We start from the raw sequence: 16,503 nt of genomic DNA, 5'->3' as shown, positions 1-16,503 counted from the left end.
TGGAAACCAGATTAATCTTGGTAGTTAGCCAAGGCGATGAAACTTTCAGGATCCATCGAAGCGCCACCGACTAAGCCGCCATCGATATCAGGCTTAGCCATTAATTCCTTAACGTTCGCTGGTTTAACGGAGCCGCCGTAAAGAATCCGAACAGCGTCTGCCGTGTCTTTATTATACAACTTCTCAACGGTCGCACGAATGTGGGCAACAACTTCTTGTGCCTGATCGGCAGTCGCAGTCTTACCGGTCCCGATTGCCCAGATTGGTTCATAGGCCAAAACGGCAACCTTGACTTGGTCAGCAGTTAAGCCAGCCAAAGCTGCTTCGATTTGCGAAGCAACCCAATCTTCGGTTTGGCCAGCTTCACGCTGGGTCAAACTTTCGCCACAGCAGATAATCGGCAGAAGATTGTTCTTAAAGATAGCCTTAGCTTTCTTATTGATATCTTCGTCGGTTTCGTGGAAGTAACCACGACGTTCGCTATGGCCGATGATGACATAATCAACGCCCATTTCCTTTAATGCTTTCGGGCTGGTTTCGCCGGTATAAGCACCTTCATCTTCAAAGTAGCAGTTTTCTGCCGCTGTCTTTAAAGGTGTGCCTTCTGCTCCGGCAACCAAAGTCGTCAGATCAATGGCAGGTGCGCCAATAACCGTTTCAACTTTGCTTGCGTCAGGCAGTTTGCCTTTCACAGCATCCAAAAAGGCTTGCGTCTCCTTGGGGTTTTTGTTCATTTTCCAGTTACCAGCAATGAATGGTGTCCGCATGACTTAGCTTCCTTTCATTATGTACCGACACGCTCAGCACGTGTCGGCATTGACTGTTAGATCAGCATCACTGACAAATTACTTGTCAGAAATGGCTGCGATACCTGGCAACGTCTTGCCTTCAAGATATTCAAGGCTAGCACCGCCACCAGTGGAAATGTGGGTAATCTTAGGTGCGATACCCAATTGCTTAGCAGCAGCGGTTGAATCGCCACCACCAATGATTGTCGTAGCATCCTTCAAATCACCGAGTGCACGGCCGACTTCCAAAGTACCTTCAGCGTAATTGCTCATTTCGAAGACACCCATCGGGCCGTTCCAAACAACCGTCTTGGCACCTTGCAAGGCATCTTTGAATTCTTGAATCGTCTTCGGGCCGATATCCAATGCCATGTAGCCATCTGGAATATCGCCTTCAACAACCTTATGAGGAGCATCGTTTGAAAATTCTGGGGCAACAACAGAATCAACAGGCAAAAGCAACTTATCGCCGGCTTGGTCCATAATCTTCTTGGCTAAGTCGATCTTGTCTTTTTCAACCAATGAGTTACCAATACTCATACCTTTGGCTGCATAGAAGGTATAAGTCATGCCACCACCGATAAGGATCTTATCAGCTTTAGGCACTAAGTTTTCGATGACACCGATTTTATCGGAAACCTTGGCACCACCCAAGATAGCGATGAATGGGTGCTTCGGGTTGTCAACAGCGTCGCCTAAGAACTTGATTTCCTTTTCCATCAAGAAACCGGCAGCTGTTTGCTTCATGTTGGAAGCAATGCCGACGTTGGACGCATGCTTACGATGTGCCGTACCAAAGGCATCATTGACGAACAGGTCGCCAAGGCTTGCCCAGTACTTGCCTAATTCAGGATCATTGCCGGATTCTTTCTTACCGTCAAGATCTTCAAACCGGGTGTTTTCCATCAAAAGCACATCGCCATCGTTCATCTTGGCAATGGCATCTTCCAGTTCCTTACCGCGGGTAGCCGGTACAAAAGTAACTGGCTTTTTCAGCAATTCACTCAAGCGTTGGGCAACTGGCTTCAACGTCAGCTTAGCCTTATCTTCTTCGGTCTTAACTCGACCAAGGTGTGACAGCAAGATTGCCTTGCCGCCGTGATCAATGACATATTGGATGGTTGGCAATGCTGCCACGATCCGGTTGTCATCACCGATAACGCCATCTTTGATCGGCACGTTGAAGTCAACGCGGATCAGAACTTTTTTATCTTTAACATCTAAATCTGAAACGATTAATTTAGCCAAAAGATTTGACCTCCTTCATTTTCCCAAAGATGATGGATGAACATAGGTCCTCCACCATGGTGCTCGCAAAGGGCAAAAATCATCGTGTTTGCGTTGGTTTTTATCACCTTTCCAAAAAAAGCGGAGGGAGTAAAGCTCCCTCCGCTTCGGATGTTGCGGTTAGAAAAGCGTTACTCCGGATTAGAGAGTAGCAAATTTCAGCAAGGTACGGATCATCTGGCAAGTAAAGCCATATTCGTTATCGTACCAAGCAACCGTCTTAACTAATTGATAGTCACCGGCAGTTGTAACTTCAGTCTGAGTAGGATCGAAGATTGAACCATAAGTCGTACCGATTACATCGGAAGATACGATTTCGTCTTCGTTCCAGCCGAAGCTAGGGTTGTTTTCGGTGTGCTTCTTGATAGCTTCGTTGACTTGGTCAGCTGTAACGTTCTTGGTCTTCAGGATGGAAACCAATTCGGTCAAGGAACCGTCAACAACAGAAACACGCTGTGCGTGACCCTGCAACTTGCCGTTCAATTCTGGGATAACCAAACCGATAGCCTTAGCAGCACCAGTGCTGTGAGGAATCGTGTTAGCGGCGGCAGAACGTGCAGCACGCAGGTTGCCACCACGAACTGGGCCGTCAAGCAACATCTGAGTTGAGGTGTAAGCGTGAACGGTGGTCATGGTACCAACTTCAATGCCGAATTCCTTGTTCAGGAAGTAAGCCATTGGTGCCAAGCAGTTGGTCGTGCAAGAACCAGCAGAAACAATCTTATCGTCTGCATTCAAAGTGTCATCATTAACATTGTAAACGATGGTCTTCATCTTGCCAGCTGGGGCAGAAATCAGAACACGCTTTGCACCTGCATCCAAATGAGCTTGTGACTTTTCAGCAGAGGTATAGAAGCCTGTGCATTCAAGAACATAGTCAACGCCATCGTTCTTAACCCAAGGAATGTTCTGGGCTTGCGGTTCTGCGTAGACGCGGTATTCTTTACCGTCAACGACAATACCGTTATCGGTTGCACTAACTTCACCAGGGAAAGTACCGTGAGTTGAATCATACTTAAGCAAGTGAGCCAGCATGGTTGGGCTGGTCAGATCGTTGATCGCAACAACCTGGATGTCATTGCTCTTTGCACCCAATTCGTAAATACGACGGAATGCCAAACGACCGATACGGCCAAAACCATTAATACCAATCTTAACAGTCATGCTAAAATTTCCTCCTTTAGGAAATAAGGTTTTATTCTAACGGGTTGCCCCAGTTAAAATCGAATTTGTTGCACCGATATCAGTTAACAGCCACGTTCGACTCGGTGCGTGCTGCATGTACGCCGCAATTGCTTTGGCTTTACTTTTACCCGCCGCAACTGCGAAGACATACGGTATATGATCAAGATCCGCAAGCTGTAATCCGATTTGCGGTATCTTGTAAACGACCTTGCCCTTGGCATCATAGAAAACACCGAATGCCTCGGCAACGGCATGTTTGGCTTTCAACATGCTGATCGTATCAGGCGACATGCCACGGCGCTTAGCCATGACCAGCGCATCGCCCACACTATGAATCACTACCTGAGCTTTGTCGATAAGGTTTAAAACCTCTCTTACCGACGGCTCTTTGATTAAGGACTCATAGGACTCCGAGCTTAGATTCTCAGGAACATATAAAGCTCGATATTTGCTATCGGTTGCTTCTGCCATTGCGGCCGCAATCGAGTTGGCCTGAATGGTCACGGCTTCACCGAGGCCACCCCGTGCAGGGACAAACGACAGTTCACGGCCCGCAGATAGCTGAAAAGTTAACTGCGTGGCTAAATGTGCCATCGTTGTGCCACCCATAACGGCAATCGTTAAATGCCCAGGCGGTAACAGTAATTGTAAGGTTGAATTCAACGTTTTGCCAAGTTCATCAAGAACCCGACTACTCTGATCTGCATCCCCGGAAACGACCAGACAATGGTCGATACCAAGATGCGTTGCCAGTCGCTTTTCATCATCTTTGATTCCCAGCAACTGATTCATCAAATGATCGAGGCCGTGAAAAGTTTCTAACCCTTTAGCTGTCAACACCATGCCAGATTTCGAGCTCTCTAAAAGCCCCTGCCCGCGCAAAAAATCTGTTTCTGTACGTAATGCGCGTTCTGAAATCTTCATTTGTTCGGCTAACGTTCGCCGGCCAACCGGTGCCATCCAGTTAATAAATTGAAGGACCTGATAGCGTTTAGTGACGACGCCCATCAGATCAGGCGCGATCGCTTTGAGCCACGCAAGTTCAGTATGCATAAGGCACGTCCTTCTTTAATGGGTCATTTCACGTCCCTCCGAGTCGTTTGCCGACCCAGCAAGCTGAAAAAAATTAGGAACCCAACGTTTGCTGTTTTCCCTTACCAACAAAACCAATTGTAGCAGGGGTTCCGCTTTATCGCAAGTCTGTTGCCTAAATCGTCTTAAAGTAATCACAAAACCGGTTAAGTTTGAACATCTACTTCAAGAATGGTTCAAATGTTCGGCATTTACCAGTTTTGGCAACCTCGCTGCGGCTTTTTGATATCAGGGGTTTCGGCTTGCTTCTAATGAAATTTTCATGCACTGTATTTCGATCTATTTCAACAGCCTACACACAGCCAGTCATGGGTTCTTTCATCACTGCTTGTTCTGTTTTGAGCATTTTTCAAGCGAAACTGCCATTTGGTGAGGGAACGATTTCATTTGGCGTTTTCTTAGCCTAAAAAGGGCTATGCTGATCAGCGACATTTGCGTCCTACAAACACATTATGGCAAACAAAAAGCCCGCCATAGCGGACTTTTCTATTTTCGGTATTTTCCATATGACTGGAATTCTGCGCAGCCCGGGAGTCGAACCCGGATTTCGAGAACCGGAATCTCACGTGCGATCCATTACACTAACCGCGCAAGTACCTAATTATATTACTCAATCAGGAGGTAATTTGCAAGTCTTTTTATGTAGAGCGTGAGCCGGCGCGGTTAGAAGCCGGAGTGTAAGCGGCCTTGGTCGTGATGGCGCTCCTTGCCATTGCGACCAAGGTCCTTACACGCAGGCTTCTGCGCCGGGGATCGCGTTTCGGAACCGGATTGCCCTTAAGAGCTTATCACTTCAATTCGACGGCAATCTGATGGTCTCCATTTTCTTAAGACTCTTCTTCGACACCTTTTTCCCCCACCAAAATAAAAGCACACCGCTACTACAACAGCGGTGTGCCAATTCGTTTAAACCTTATTTTTGATTATTCTTATTAACCAGAATATCATCAATCAAGCCGTAATCCTTGGCTTCCTGAGCGCTCATATAGTGATCACGTTCAGTATCCTTCTTGATTTGCTCAACTGTCTGGCCTGTTGCATCGGCCAGGATCTGATTCATCTTTTTACGGGTCTTCAAAATTTCTTCGGCCGCAATTTCGATTTCGGTTTGCTGACCTTGGGCACCACCTGAAGGCTGATGGATCAAAATGGTCGAATTCGGCAAAGCAAAGCGCTTGCCTTTCGTGCCACCGGCTAACAGGACAGATGCCATGGATGCAGCCATCCCAATAGCAATGGTCTGAACATCGGACTTGATGAAGTTCATGGTATCAAGCATCGCCAAGCCGCTGGTGATTACACCACCGGGACTGTTGATGTAAAGGTAAATGTCCTTTTCAGAATCCTGTGCATCAAGAAAAAGTAGCTGGGCGATGACCGAGTTTGCCATTTGATCGTTTACTTCACCGGACAACATGATGATCCGGTCTTTTAATAGACGTGAGTAAATGTCGTAAGCGCGTTCGCCACGACTGGTTTGTTCAACGACGGTAGGTACTAGCATGTCCTAACCTCCTGAAAATCGTTTTTTAGCACTCTTTAAAGTACAGTGCTAAGTATACTGCTAAAGTCAAATAAGGTCAAAGATTTTAATCACAATCTTTGACCTTATAAAAATCGTTCAGACTTGTGGGTAGGCGTCGTCAGCGATAGCACTCAGATGCTCATCGACACGCGTTACCTCAGTCTTGATACGATCATATTCAGTTTGCGGCAAATTCATCAATTCCATGCAGGAGCCAACATGTTCAAAAATCTCATCGCGCGCATCCAAAGCCTTTTGCGTCAAGCTAACATCAACGCGACGTTCATCTTCGGTTGACCGTTTGCGGCTGATCCAGCCGTCTTTTTCCAGACGCTTCATTAACGGTGTCAAAGTACCGCTGTCCAACTCAAGTGTTTGGCCCACCTGCTTAACCGACATCGTGCCGTGTTCATATAGCGACAACAACGTAATGTACTGCGGATACGTCAACTTAAACGGCGCTAATGCCTGAGCATAGAAATGATTATATTGTTTCTGTGCCTTGTAAATTGCAAAACAAAGTTGTTCATTTAACGTGATCGGTTTGACCATAGTGCTTCCTCCTAAAACCTAAGCAACAATTGTATCCCGCTGAACGTGACAATTACCGCTTCATCTGGTAATAACATCACTGTAAATCCGAATGTAAACTGACTCATGTTTCTTGTCGTGGCATTCGTCAACCAGTGCACTGCCGGACAGTTTTTAGCATCCTAAAAGTGGCAGCTGGGTCGTTCAAATGCCCACATCAAATAACTTGATGTCGGTTACATTGTACACGATTATCTTGAGGAAACAAAGGCATTATCTTATAAATATGGCTTTTTGCTTATCTTGCAATTATCATAGCTGCTAGGCATCTTCCGGTTGCTGGTAACCCTCGGCAATCTGATTGAGTTTGCGCAACCGATGATTGACGCCTGACTTCGAAATTGTCCCACCCGGAACCATGGCGCCCAACTCCTGTAACGAGACATCCGGATGGGCTAAGCGCAAAACGGCAATTTCGCGCAGTTTGGTTGGCAGGTTATCCAACCCCACATGATCTTTAAGATAGTTGATATTCTCAATTTGTTTCTGGGCCGCATCAATGGTTTTGTTCATATTCGCCGTTTCGCAATTAACGAGACGGTTCACCGAGTTACGCATATCGCGCACAATCCGGACATCTTCGAACTTAAGCATCGCATTCGTCGCCCCGATCACCTGCAGGAAATCCGCGATTTTTTCGGCTTCTTTTAAATAAACAATATAGCCGCTTCGGCGTTCGACAGTGCGCGCATTCAGATTGAAATGATTCATCATTTTCAAAATGCCGGCATTGTGATCGGCATACAACGAATAAATTTCCAGATGATAGCGCGATGTTTCCGGATTATTCACCGATCCGCCGGCTAAAAAAGCGCCGCGCAAGTAGGAACGCATCCGTTGTGGTTCTTCCAAAACCGTTGCCGGGACCGTCGTCGAAATCGCCATCGTCGTCGGATCCAAAATTGACAAGTCCGACAGAATATCATTGACGCCTTCTGTCAGGCGGACAATGTACTGATAATTTTTCTTGAGTTTCATTTTGCGATGAACGACCAAGTTGGCTTCATGCCGATAAACCTGGCGAATCAAACTATAAATTCGCCGAGCAATGGCCGGATTTTCGGTTTGAATGTTTAAGACAAACCGATGGGCCATCAATGTCAGGCTGCCGTTCATCCGGATCAATGCCGACAGCTCTGCCTTCGCATGTTCAGGATGAACCTCGAGTTGGGTCAGTTCTTTTTTCACCATACTGGCAAAGCTTGCCATGCCCTCACCTCCGGATTTTCGCACTCACTTGAAAGGCTAAATTCAAAATTTCCTTAGCCACCTTGTCGCCATCATGGAAGACGCCGCGATCACGCAATTTCAAAAAGTCTTCCGAAATCACGCGACAGCCCATGTCACGCAAACCTTGATAATTATGCTTAACCGGCGTCAGAATCTCATTGTACTTTTGGTGATCGAGATAATTCTCGGGAACCGGCTCGATATTGACGAGCACAGTGTCGACAAAATTCTCACCCATCTGTTCATTCAAGACCCGGACATGGTCGGCATCGGTGAAGTTTTGCGTTTCGCCTTTTTGCGTCATGATGTTAACGATATAAATGACTTCGGCCTTCGTTTTCTTCACAGCGTCACCCAGATTGCCAATCATCAGGTTCGGCAGGATGCTGGTAAACAGACTGCCGGGCCCCAGCACGACCACGTCCGCGTCCATAATGGCATCAATGACTTCATGGACGGCTTTGGGTTCGCCATTAGTCGGATCGGTTTCGGAGACGGAAATATGCTTGATATTCTTACCGGCCGCGGTAATTTCGGATTCACCGGATAGGCTCGTTCCATCTGTGAATTCGGCATTAAGTGTGAGTGGCGTGTTGCTGGCAGGATAAACGTGACCATCCACCTGCATCATTTCACTCAGCTGCTGAACCGCCGGGAAAATACCGCCTTTCATCTCTGACAAAGCCGCAATGATTAAGTTGCCAATCGCATGGCCGGCAAAAAACGCATCGGTGGTGTTAAAGCGATACTGGAAAATATCCAGATACAGACTCGGCAACTCCGACAAGGCAACAAGCACATTGCGAATATCACCAGGCGGCACCACGTTAATATAATTGCGAATGGTGCCTGACGACCCGCCATCATCGGCAACCGTCACAATCGCCGTTACGTCAGCATCCTGTTCATGCAGGCTATGCAAGATAACCGGCAATCCGGTTCCGCCGCCAATCACGACGACTTTCGGACGCCGCCCGCGAATGACGCGGATAAATTTAGTTTCCCGACTCATGAACGATTCACCGTCTCCTTATGTTTCTTAATGTCCCGATGGGTAATATCAACCGCATACGCATCCGAAAATGCCTTACCGATGCGCTCCGCAAACGCAACGCTTCGGTGTTGACCGCCTGTGCAACCGATCGCGATCGTCACACTGGTTTTCCCTTCGGCTTTATACTTGGGCATGATCTCAGCCAGCAAATCGTAAAATTTGTTGTAGAAGCTTTCGGCATCTTCATTGTCCATTACATAGTCATAAACTTCCTGATCCAAACCGGTTTTTGGCCGGTAAGCCTTGACGTAAAACGGATTAGGCAGGAACCGGACATCCATGACAATGTCCGCATCAATCGGCAACCCGTATTTGAACCCAAATGACATGACTTCAATATGAAAGGCTGGCTGACCGCTATTTTCTTTGAAGTTTAAAAAGATCTTTTCCCGTAACTGCCGCGGACTTAACGTGGTGGTATCGATCACGACTTGCGCTCGATTCCGCAACTCAGTTAGTAGCACGCGTTCCTTTTTAATGCCGTCCATCAACCGGCCTTCCATTGCCAAGGGATGGGAACGGCGGGTTTCCTTGTAACGCGAAACCAGTTCTTCATCCGTCGCGTCTAAGAACAAAATGCGCGAATGAACGTAAGCGTTGTTGTCCAGATTAGCCAACATGTCGATAATCTGGTCATAAAAGGCCCGACTACGCAAATCCACGACTAGTGCAACCTTTGAGATCTTCCCGGATTCCTTAACGAGTTCCCAGAACTTAGGAAGCAGCGCTGGCGGCATGTTATCAACGCAAAAATACCCTAAATCTTCAAACGCCTGCATTGCAACGGTTTTGCCAGCACCCGACATCCCAGTGATAATAACAAGATCCAAACTTTCAGTCATAAAAGGCTCCTTTGTGCTCATATTCAATCAAGTATAACATTCCGGGCGTGTCATTCCTACCATCACAGACTCCCGAAATCAAAAAAGCCGAAGAACCGGCTTAGAAACACCGATCCTTCGGGCTTTTGGTGGACAATTTAAATGTTGCGTCGAGCAAAGGCGATGACAATACACTCGATGCCGAACAGGACGAAGAACATCGCCAGCAAGGTCACCAGCGTCACTGCCGCAATCACCGGCTGCATGAACAGCATCAGCGAAACAATGACCGCCAGAATATCCAGAATCAGATAAACAACAAACCAGCCGGTGCCGGCAACGCGCAGATGACCGACGTTGAACAATGAGCCGACAGAATCGACCAGGAACCAGATAGCAAACATCATGGTGATCGTCGCCACGCCTAAGCCAGAATTCAATAAGAAAATCAGGCCAATGACAAGGTCAAAAATTCCCATAATCAAGGAAATCCATGCCAATCTACCGGTAAACTGGCGCAATGTGGAAAAGCCCGCAAGAACCGCAATCCCTCGAATAATGGCAACGACAGCAAAGATAAAGGTAACCGTCCTTAATGTCGCTAACGGGTACCGTAAGACCACAAAAGCAGCAACCAGAAACAGAATACCGGTGATGAACTGCCCCCAGTCAAAGCCAAAACTCTTTCGATTTAACATATTATTCCCTACTTTCTTAATCATTTCTATCATACCATTTCAAAAAGCAATTCAATAAATTGAATTACCGGAATTTTTGAAGACGCCGGCAAATGCCGCTAGCCACGCATGATCCGCAACCTTTAAAAAGTTATCAAAAATCGGTTCCGCGCTGCTCATTTATGTACATAAATAGTCGCGGTTTTAAACGCGACTATCGAACGCTTTATTTCTTAGGTGCACTTTTTGCTTTACCATCCTTGCTGGCAGCCGCTTCTTTGGTCCGTTTGGTGTCACGGATCAGAACCGGTTTGAGGTACTGGCCGGTGTAGCTATCAGCCACCTCAGCGACTTGTTCCGGCGTGCCTGTGGCAATGACGCGGCCACCGCCATCTCCGCCTTCAGGACCCAGATCAATGACCCAGTCGGCAGATTTAACCACATCCAGATTGTGCTCAATGACCAAAACCGTGTTGCCTTCATCGACCAAGCGTTCCAGCACTTCCAGCAGCCGCTTAATATCATCGGTATGCAAACCGGTCGTCGGTTCATCCAGAATATAAAAATTCTTACCGGTCGAAAGCTTCTGTAACTCACTGGCCAGCTTCATCCGCTGTGCTTCACCACCGGAAAGGGTTGTAGCACTTTGACCAAGCTTCACATAGCCCAAGCCGACATCCACAATCGTCTGTAACTTGCGGCGAATCTTTGGAATATTTTTGAAAAAGTTGGTGGCTTCTTCAACGGTCATGTCGAGGACTTCCGCAATATTCTTGCCTTTGTACGTCACTTCAAGCGTTTCGGAATTATACCGTTTGCCATGACAAACTTCGCAAGGTACATAAACGTCCGGTAAAAAGTTCATTTCGATCTTGATGATCCCGTCGCCTTTACAGTTTTCACAGCGACCACCTTTGATGTTAAAGCTGAACCGCCCTTTTTTGTAGCCACGCAGTTTAGCTTCATTGGTTTCTGCAAATAATCCGCGAATATCATCAAAAACGCTGGTGTAGGTAGCTGGATTGCTCCGTGGCGTCCGGCCGATGGGGCTCTGATCGATATTGATTAGCTTCTCGATGTTTTTATAACCCAGAATCTTATCATATGGTCCGGGTTTTTCGGAGTTGTGATTCAGCTTTTGGGCCAATGCCCGCCGCAAGATCGAATTAACAAGCGTTGACTTGCCCGATCCGGAAACCCCGGTAACTACAATAAACTTGCCTAATGGAAAATCAACATTGATATGCTTGAGATTATGGTCGGCAGCCCCTTCTAAACGAATCACTTTGCCATTGCCAGTCCGACGCTTTAACGGTACCGGAATAAACTTACGGCCAGATAGGTATTGCCCCGTGATCGACTTGCGTACCCGCGCCACTTGTTTAGGCGTGCCTGCCGCCATAATCTGTCCGCCATGGTCACCGGCACCCGGGCCGACATCGATCAGATAATCGGCCGCCCGCATGGTATCTTCGTCGTGTTCAACCACAATGAGCGTATTGCCTAAATCACGCATTTTTTTCAAAGAGGCGATTAAGCGATCGTTGTCGCGTTGATGCAGGCCGATTGACGGCTCATCCAGAACATACATGACCCCGCTCAAGTTGGAGCCGATCTGGGTTGCCAGCCGAATCCGTTGTGCTTCACCGCCAGACAGCGTTCCGGCACTACGACTCAAGGTCAGATAGCCAAGACCGACATTGACAAGAAAGGTTAAACGATCCACAACCTCTTTCACTATTGGCTGAGCAATCACACTTTCAGCCTCGCTCAGCTGAATCTGCTTAAAGAACGGTAAGGCATCTTTGATCGCCAAATCGGAAACTTCGGCAATATCACGACCGGAAATTTTAACGGCAAGTGCTTGCCGATTCAGTCGCTTGCCATGGCAGACCGGGCAAGGCAATGCGGTCATGTAACTCCTCATCTGTTGGCGCGTAAAATCGCTGTTGGTCTCGGCATAGCGCCGGGAAATGTTGGTCAGTACCCCTTCAAACGGGACATCGACATCCCGAACGCCGCCAAAATCATTTTCATAATGAAAATGGAACGGCTTACCGTTACTGCCATCAAGGACAACGGTGCGCTCCCGTTTGGTCAACTTCTCAAATGGCACATCCATGCGCACTTTGAAGGCCGTTGCAGCTTGTTCCAACAATTCCGGATAATACTGAGAGCTAATAGGATTCCACGGAGCAATCGCGCCTTGTGCCAAGGTCATGCTTGGATCCGGCACCACCAAATCCATATCGACCGTGAGCTTAACCCCTAAGCCATCACATTCCGGGCAGGCACCAAATGGGGCATTGAACGAAAAGAGCCGCGGCTCCATTTCACCAATGGTAAAGCCACAAATCGGGCAGGCAAAATGTTCGGAAAACCGTAACGTCTCGCCGCCAATCACATCGACATTGGCGTAACCTTCCGACAGACGTAACGCCGCTTCGAATGAATCAAACAACCGGCTGCGCGCTTCAGGCTTCACCACAATCCGGTCAATCACGATATCAATATCATGAGCCTTGTTTTTATCCAGCTCATAGTCGGCCGTCGCGTCCATGACTTCACCATCAACGCGCATCCGCACATAACCTTCACGCATAATCTTGGCGAAGACTTTCTTATGACTGCCTTTTTTGCGCCGCACAATCGGTGACAAAATTTGAATCCGGCTCTTTTCCGGTAATGCTAAGACACGATCCACCATTTGCTCGACACTCTGACTCGTAATCGGTGTCCCATCATTCGGGCAAATCGGATGACCAACTCGCGCCCACAACAACCGCAGATAATCGTTGATTTCCGTGACGGTGCCGACCGTTGAACGGGGATTCTTGGAAGTCGTCTTTTGGTCAATCGAAATCGCCGGACTGAGCCCATCAATCGAGTCGACGTCCGGTTTCTCCATCTGGCCCAGAAATTGGCGGGCATAGGCAGACAGGCTTTCAACGTACCGACGCTGGCCTTCTGCATATAACGTATCAAACGCCAGGCTGGACTTGCCAGAACCGGACAGCCCCGTCATGACCACGAGTTTGTTACGGGGAATGGTCACGTCAATATTTTTTAAGTTATGGGCACGTGCCCCATGGATCACAATTTTATCATTTGCCATTCACAAAAAATCTCCTCAATTAAAACAAGCCGCCGTCTGCCACCAGAATGTCAGCCCATCTGGTGCGACGAAGCGGATCAGTCCCTGCGTCTCATTCAACGCCAGGATCACGACAAGAAAACAGCCACGATCGCCGGATCTAATCAAGGTAATCATGGCTGACTTTGTTTCATCATGCAAGTTCGTTACAAAAATCTCAAGACATATCCGCTTGCAACTCCAGAATGGTATCCCGTAACGATGCCGCCTGTTCGAAATCCAGTTTCTTGGCCGCCGTCTGCATTTGTGAACGCAGGTTGGCCACCAATTCTTTCTTATCGGCTTTGGTCATGTCTTCATAGTCAACCTCGGCAAAGGTCTTCTTGGCCTCGGCTTTCTCATCGTCAGACTGTTCGTAGGTCGAAATAGCTGCCCGAATCGGTTTGATAATGGTCTTAGGCTGAATATGATGTTCTTCGTTAAACTTCTCCTGAATCGCCCGCCGCCGCTTGGTTTCATCAATCGCGGCCTTCATCGAATCAGTGACTTTGTCCGCATACATAATCACTTTACCGTGCTCATTACGCGATGCCCGGCCGATCGTCTGGATTAAGGATCGTTCTGCCCGCAAGAAGCCTTCCTTGTCAGCATCAAGAATCGCAATCAACGAAACTTCCGGCACATCAATTCCTTCACGCAAAAGGTTAATGCCGATCAGCACATCGAACTTACCTAGCCGCAAATCACGAATAATCTTGGTCCGTTCCAGTGTCTTGATATCGCTATGCAAGTAGCGGACTTTAATCCCCATATCCTTCAGATAGTCGGTCAGGTCTTCCGCCATTTTCTTAGTCAAAGTGGTAATGAAAACCCGTTCATGAGCATCGATGCGTTTGTTGATTTCACCAACCAGATCATCGATTTGTCCCATCACCGGACGTACTTCAATCTTCGGATCCAGCAAACCGGTCGGCCGGATAATCTGCTCAGCAATATCTTCCTTGGGTACGCGACTCAATTCGTAAGGTCCCGGGGTGGCGCTGACATACAAAATGCGCTTGACGTGCTTTTCGAACTCCTCAATCTTCAGCGGCCGATTGTCCAATGCACTTGGCAAACGGAAGCCATAGTCAATCAGCATCTGTTTCCGCGCTCTGTCACCGTTGTACATTCCTTTAATCTGCGGCATTGTGACATGGCTTTCGTCAACCATGATCGTAAAGTCTTTCGGGAAAAAGTCTAGCAGTGTATACGGCGGTTCGCCGGGTTTGCGGCCATCCATGTGGCGGGAATAATTTTCGATGCCACTGGTGAAGCCCATTTCGCGCATCATCTCAATGTCATAGTTCGTCCGCTGTTCCAAGCGCTGCGCTTCAAGCAACTTGTTCTCGCCCCGCAACACCTTCAGGCGATCTTCCAATTCCGCCGAAATACTCTTGATCGCACGTTGCATCTGTTCGTCACTGGTCATAAAGTGGGTGGCCGGGAAAATGGCAACATGGTCCCGCGTGCCAATGACTTCACCGGTCAATGCGTCCACTTCAGTAATTCGGTCAATCTCGTCCCCAAAGAACTCAACCCGAATGGCATGATCATCACGGCTGGCCGGGAAAATTTCAACAACGTCCCCGCGAACGCGAAAACGGCCACGCTGAAAATCAATGTCATTCCGATCAAACTGGATATCGACCAGTTGCCGTAGTAACGTATTCCGGTCAATCGTCATCCCGGTTCGTAGCGATAACACATGATTCTTATATTCATGCGGATCGCCTAAGCCAAAGATCGATGACACCGACGCCACCACAATCACGTCGTTTCGTTCAAGTAACGCACTGGTTGCACTATGCCGCAACTTGTCGATTTCGTCATTAATAGCACTGTCTTTTTCAATATACGTGTCCGTGCTGGGCACATAGGCTTCAGGTTGATAATAATCATAGTAAGAAACAAAATATTCAACCGCATTGTGCGGGAAGAATTCCTTAAACTCGCCATAAAGCTGTCCCGCCAAGGTTTTATTATGCGATAAAATCAAAGTCGGCTTATTCAGGTTGGCGATGATGTTGCTCATCGTAAACGTCTTCCCGGTCCCGGTTGCACCTAACAGGATTTGTTCTTTCTTGCCTTCTTCAAACCCTTTTGTCAGCTTGGCAATCGCCTGAGGTTGGTCCCCAGCCGGCTGATAAGGTGAAACCAGATCAAATTTACGATCAGCGATTCGTTCGATCATCGACATGCCTCCAATCAACATGTGACGCGCGGCTATTCACACGCGCATTAACATCCATTTGTATGCGGTATCCCGCCGTTGTACCAAAATTTTTCATCAAAAAAGTTGGAACCGATTTGAAACGCATTCCAACTTTCATCTCGCATATTATAACATAGCGAACATACTTTCGCTACTTACTCGGCTCGTGTTCTGCCATGGTTGCTTTGGTCAGTTTGGCCAATTGATCACGACTGGCAAACTTTTCTTCCAGCATATCCGGCAAAACCTGATCGAGGAAGTACCGGACGCTTGGTCGATTCTTAAATTCCAGAATAGTACTCAGGCTTTCCGTGTAGATGTCAAGAAAGACCTGTTCAGGATTGCCTTTTTCAATTTCGCCAAATCCTTCGTAAAGCAAGTCGATTTTGTCGGCCACACTCAAGATTTGGCCCTCAAGCGTGTCGTCTTTGCCTTCAGACAAACGACGGCGATAACGATCCTGAAAATCGCGCGGAATTTCATTTTTGATGAAGTTCTCCGTCATCGTAGCCTCAACGTCGGCAAGCATCTGCCGCAATGTCGGCGTGGCATATTTGACCGGCGTTTTGATATCGCCGATGAAACGTTCCGTGTAATCATGGTTCAGCGACTTTTCGTAGAGCATCTGCCAATTAACCTTGTTCCCCGCCAATTCCTCGACATCGCCCAGCATTTGTGCGATTTCCGCAACCTTGAAGCTGTGGGCCGCCACCGAGTGCTCCTGATACTTGAAAAAGCCCGGTGCCCGCCGCAGTGTCTCCAGATTACTCAGTCCTTGGATAAATTGGTGCATGCCCATGTCAAAATGACCTCCTGTTGTTTGTTGTGACGATCAAAAAAATTACTTAAATTGCTAAAAGACTACCACCATAGCCAGACCATTGCAAGGTGTTTCACATTTTGGG

The 16,503-nt window shown here is 47.7% G+C and carries 13 protein-coding genes and 1 tRNA gene; all 14 read right to left on the bottom strand.

Annotation, left to right across the window (positions count from 1 at the left end; all coding sequences use genetic code 11):
* Window positions 1-11: 11 nt before the first annotated feature.
* Window positions 12-767, bottom strand: coding sequence for a triose-phosphate isomerase (tpiA, locus tag LACZS1_RS04500; RefSeq protein ID WP_047105810.1), 756 nt, complete (start codon window positions 765-767; stop codon window positions 12-14).
* Between the two features lie 78 nt (window positions 768-845).
* A complete protein-coding gene (locus LACZS1_RS04495; RefSeq protein ID WP_010489340.1) occupies window positions 846-2,036 on the bottom strand; it encodes a phosphoglycerate kinase in 1,191 nt (396 codons plus the stop codon).
* Between the two features lie 180 nt (window positions 2,037-2,216).
* Window positions 2,217-3,239, bottom strand: a complete 1,023-nt coding sequence (gap, locus tag LACZS1_RS04490; protein WP_025013036.1) for a type I glyceraldehyde-3-phosphate dehydrogenase — start codon at window positions 3,237-3,239, stop codon at window positions 2,217-2,219.
* A 36-nt stretch (window positions 3,240-3,275) separates the two neighbouring features.
* Window positions 3,276-4,313, bottom strand: coding sequence for a sugar-binding transcriptional regulator (locus LACZS1_RS04485; protein ID WP_010489344.1), 1,038 nt, complete (start codon window positions 4,311-4,313; stop codon window positions 3,276-3,278).
* Between the two features lie 558 nt (window positions 4,314-4,871).
* Window positions 4,872-4,943, bottom strand: a tRNA-Arg gene (locus tag LACZS1_RS04480).
* A gap of 322 nt (window positions 4,944-5,265) precedes the next feature.
* The gene (gene clpP, locus LACZS1_RS04475; protein WP_005684526.1) at window positions 5,266-5,856 is read right to left on the bottom strand and encodes an ATP-dependent Clp endopeptidase proteolytic subunit ClpP; all 591 of its coding nucleotides are present in this window, start codon (window positions 5,854-5,856) and stop codon (window positions 5,266-5,268) included.
* Between the two features lie 117 nt (window positions 5,857-5,973).
* Entirely contained in the window at window positions 5,974-6,429 is a 456-nt protein-coding gene (locus tag LACZS1_RS04470) for a MarR family winged helix-turn-helix transcriptional regulator (RefSeq protein WP_010489365.1), read from the bottom strand.
* 300 nt (window positions 6,430-6,729) lie between these two features.
* Window positions 6,730-7,677 carry a DNA-binding protein WhiA gene (gene whiA, locus LACZS1_RS04465; RefSeq protein WP_047105807.1) on the bottom strand — a complete coding sequence of 316 codons (948 nt, stop codon included), beginning with the start codon at window positions 7,675-7,677 and terminating at the stop codon, window positions 6,730-6,732.
* Between the two features lie 4 nt (window positions 7,678-7,681).
* Window positions 7,682-8,710, bottom strand: coding sequence for a gluconeogenesis factor YvcK family protein (locus tag LACZS1_RS04460; RefSeq protein ID WP_070650193.1), 1,029 nt, complete (start codon window positions 8,708-8,710; stop codon window positions 7,682-7,684).
* Window positions 8,707-9,594: an RNase adapter RapZ gene (gene rapZ / locus LACZS1_RS04455; RefSeq protein WP_010489370.1), complete on the bottom strand. Its 888-nt coding sequence runs from the start codon at window positions 9,592-9,594 to the stop codon at window positions 8,707-8,709. The genes LACZS1_RS04460 and rapZ overlap by 4 nt, the downstream gene beginning before the upstream one ends.
* A gap of 137 nt (window positions 9,595-9,731) precedes the next feature.
* Window positions 9,732-10,271: an HdeD family acid-resistance protein gene (locus tag LACZS1_RS04450; RefSeq protein WP_010489372.1), complete on the bottom strand. Its 540-nt coding sequence runs from the start codon at window positions 10,269-10,271 to the stop codon at window positions 9,732-9,734.
* A 205-nt stretch (window positions 10,272-10,476) separates the two neighbouring features.
* Window positions 10,477-13,365 (bottom strand): excinuclease ABC subunit UvrA, encoded by a 2,889-nt coding sequence (gene uvrA, locus LACZS1_RS04445; protein ID WP_070650194.1) that lies wholly within the window; start codon window positions 13,363-13,365, stop codon window positions 10,477-10,479.
* Between the two features lie 196 nt (window positions 13,366-13,561).
* The gene (gene uvrB / locus LACZS1_RS04440) at window positions 13,562-15,577 is read right to left on the bottom strand and encodes an excinuclease ABC subunit UvrB (protein WP_010489376.1); all 2,016 of its coding nucleotides are present in this window, start codon (window positions 15,575-15,577) and stop codon (window positions 13,562-13,564) included.
* 172 nt (window positions 15,578-15,749) lie between these two features.
* Complete coding sequence (locus tag LACZS1_RS04435; RefSeq protein ID WP_010489378.1) at window positions 15,750-16,397, bottom strand: YfbR-like 5'-deoxynucleotidase; 648 nt, start codon at window positions 16,395-16,397, stop codon at window positions 15,750-15,752.
* Window positions 16,398-16,503: the final 106 nt, after the last annotated feature.

Source organism: Lacticaseibacillus zeae subsp. silagei (genome assembly GCF_030770335.1).
Taxonomy (GTDB): Bacteria; Bacillota; Bacilli; order Lactobacillales; family Lactobacillaceae; genus Lacticaseibacillus; species Lacticaseibacillus zeae.
This window is presented reverse-complemented; position numbering and strand designations above follow the sequence as displayed.

Bases quoted from the DNA above. Each gene is read 5' to 3' on its own strand.
- tpiA (WP_047105810.1), bottom strand. From the start codon at position 767: ATGCGGACACCATTCATTGCTGGTAACTGGAAAATGAACAAAAACCCC.
- gap (WP_025013036.1), bottom strand. From the start codon at position 3,239: ATGACTGTTAAGATTGGTATTAATGGTTTTGGCCGTATCGGTCGTTTG.
- LACZS1_RS04485 (WP_010489344.1), bottom strand. From the start codon at position 4,313: ATGCATACTGAACTTGCGTGGCTCAAAGCGATCGCGCCTGATCTGATG.
- clpP (WP_005684526.1), bottom strand. From the start codon at position 5,856: ATGCTAGTACCTACCGTCGTTGAACAAACCAGTCGTGGCGAACGCGCT.
- LACZS1_RS04470 (WP_010489365.1), bottom strand. From the start codon at position 6,429: ATGGTCAAACCGATCACGTTAAATGAACAACTTTGTTTTGCAATTTAC.
- whiA (WP_047105807.1), bottom strand. From the start codon at position 7,677: ATGGCAAGCTTTGCCAGTATGGTGAAAAAAGAACTGACCCAACTCGAG.
- LACZS1_RS04460 (WP_070650193.1), bottom strand. From the start codon at position 8,710: ATGAGTCGGGAAACTAAATTTATCCGCGTCATTCGCGGGCGGCGTCCG.
- rapZ (WP_010489370.1), bottom strand. From the start codon at position 9,594: ATGACTGAAAGTTTGGATCTTGTTATTATCACTGGGATGTCGGGTGCT.
- LACZS1_RS04450 (WP_010489372.1), bottom strand. From the start codon at position 10,271: ATGTTAAATCGAAAGAGTTTTGGCTTTGACTGGGGGCAGTTCATCACC.
- uvrA (WP_070650194.1), bottom strand. From the start codon at position 13,365: ATGGCAAATGATAAAATTGTGATCCATGGGGCACGTGCCCATAACTTA.
- uvrB (WP_010489376.1), bottom strand. From the start codon at position 15,577: ATGATCGAACGAATCGCTGATCGTAAATTTGATCTGGTTTCACCTTAT.
- LACZS1_RS04435 (WP_010489378.1), bottom strand. From the start codon at position 16,397: ATGGGCATGCACCAATTTATCCAAGGACTGAGTAATCTGGAGACACTG.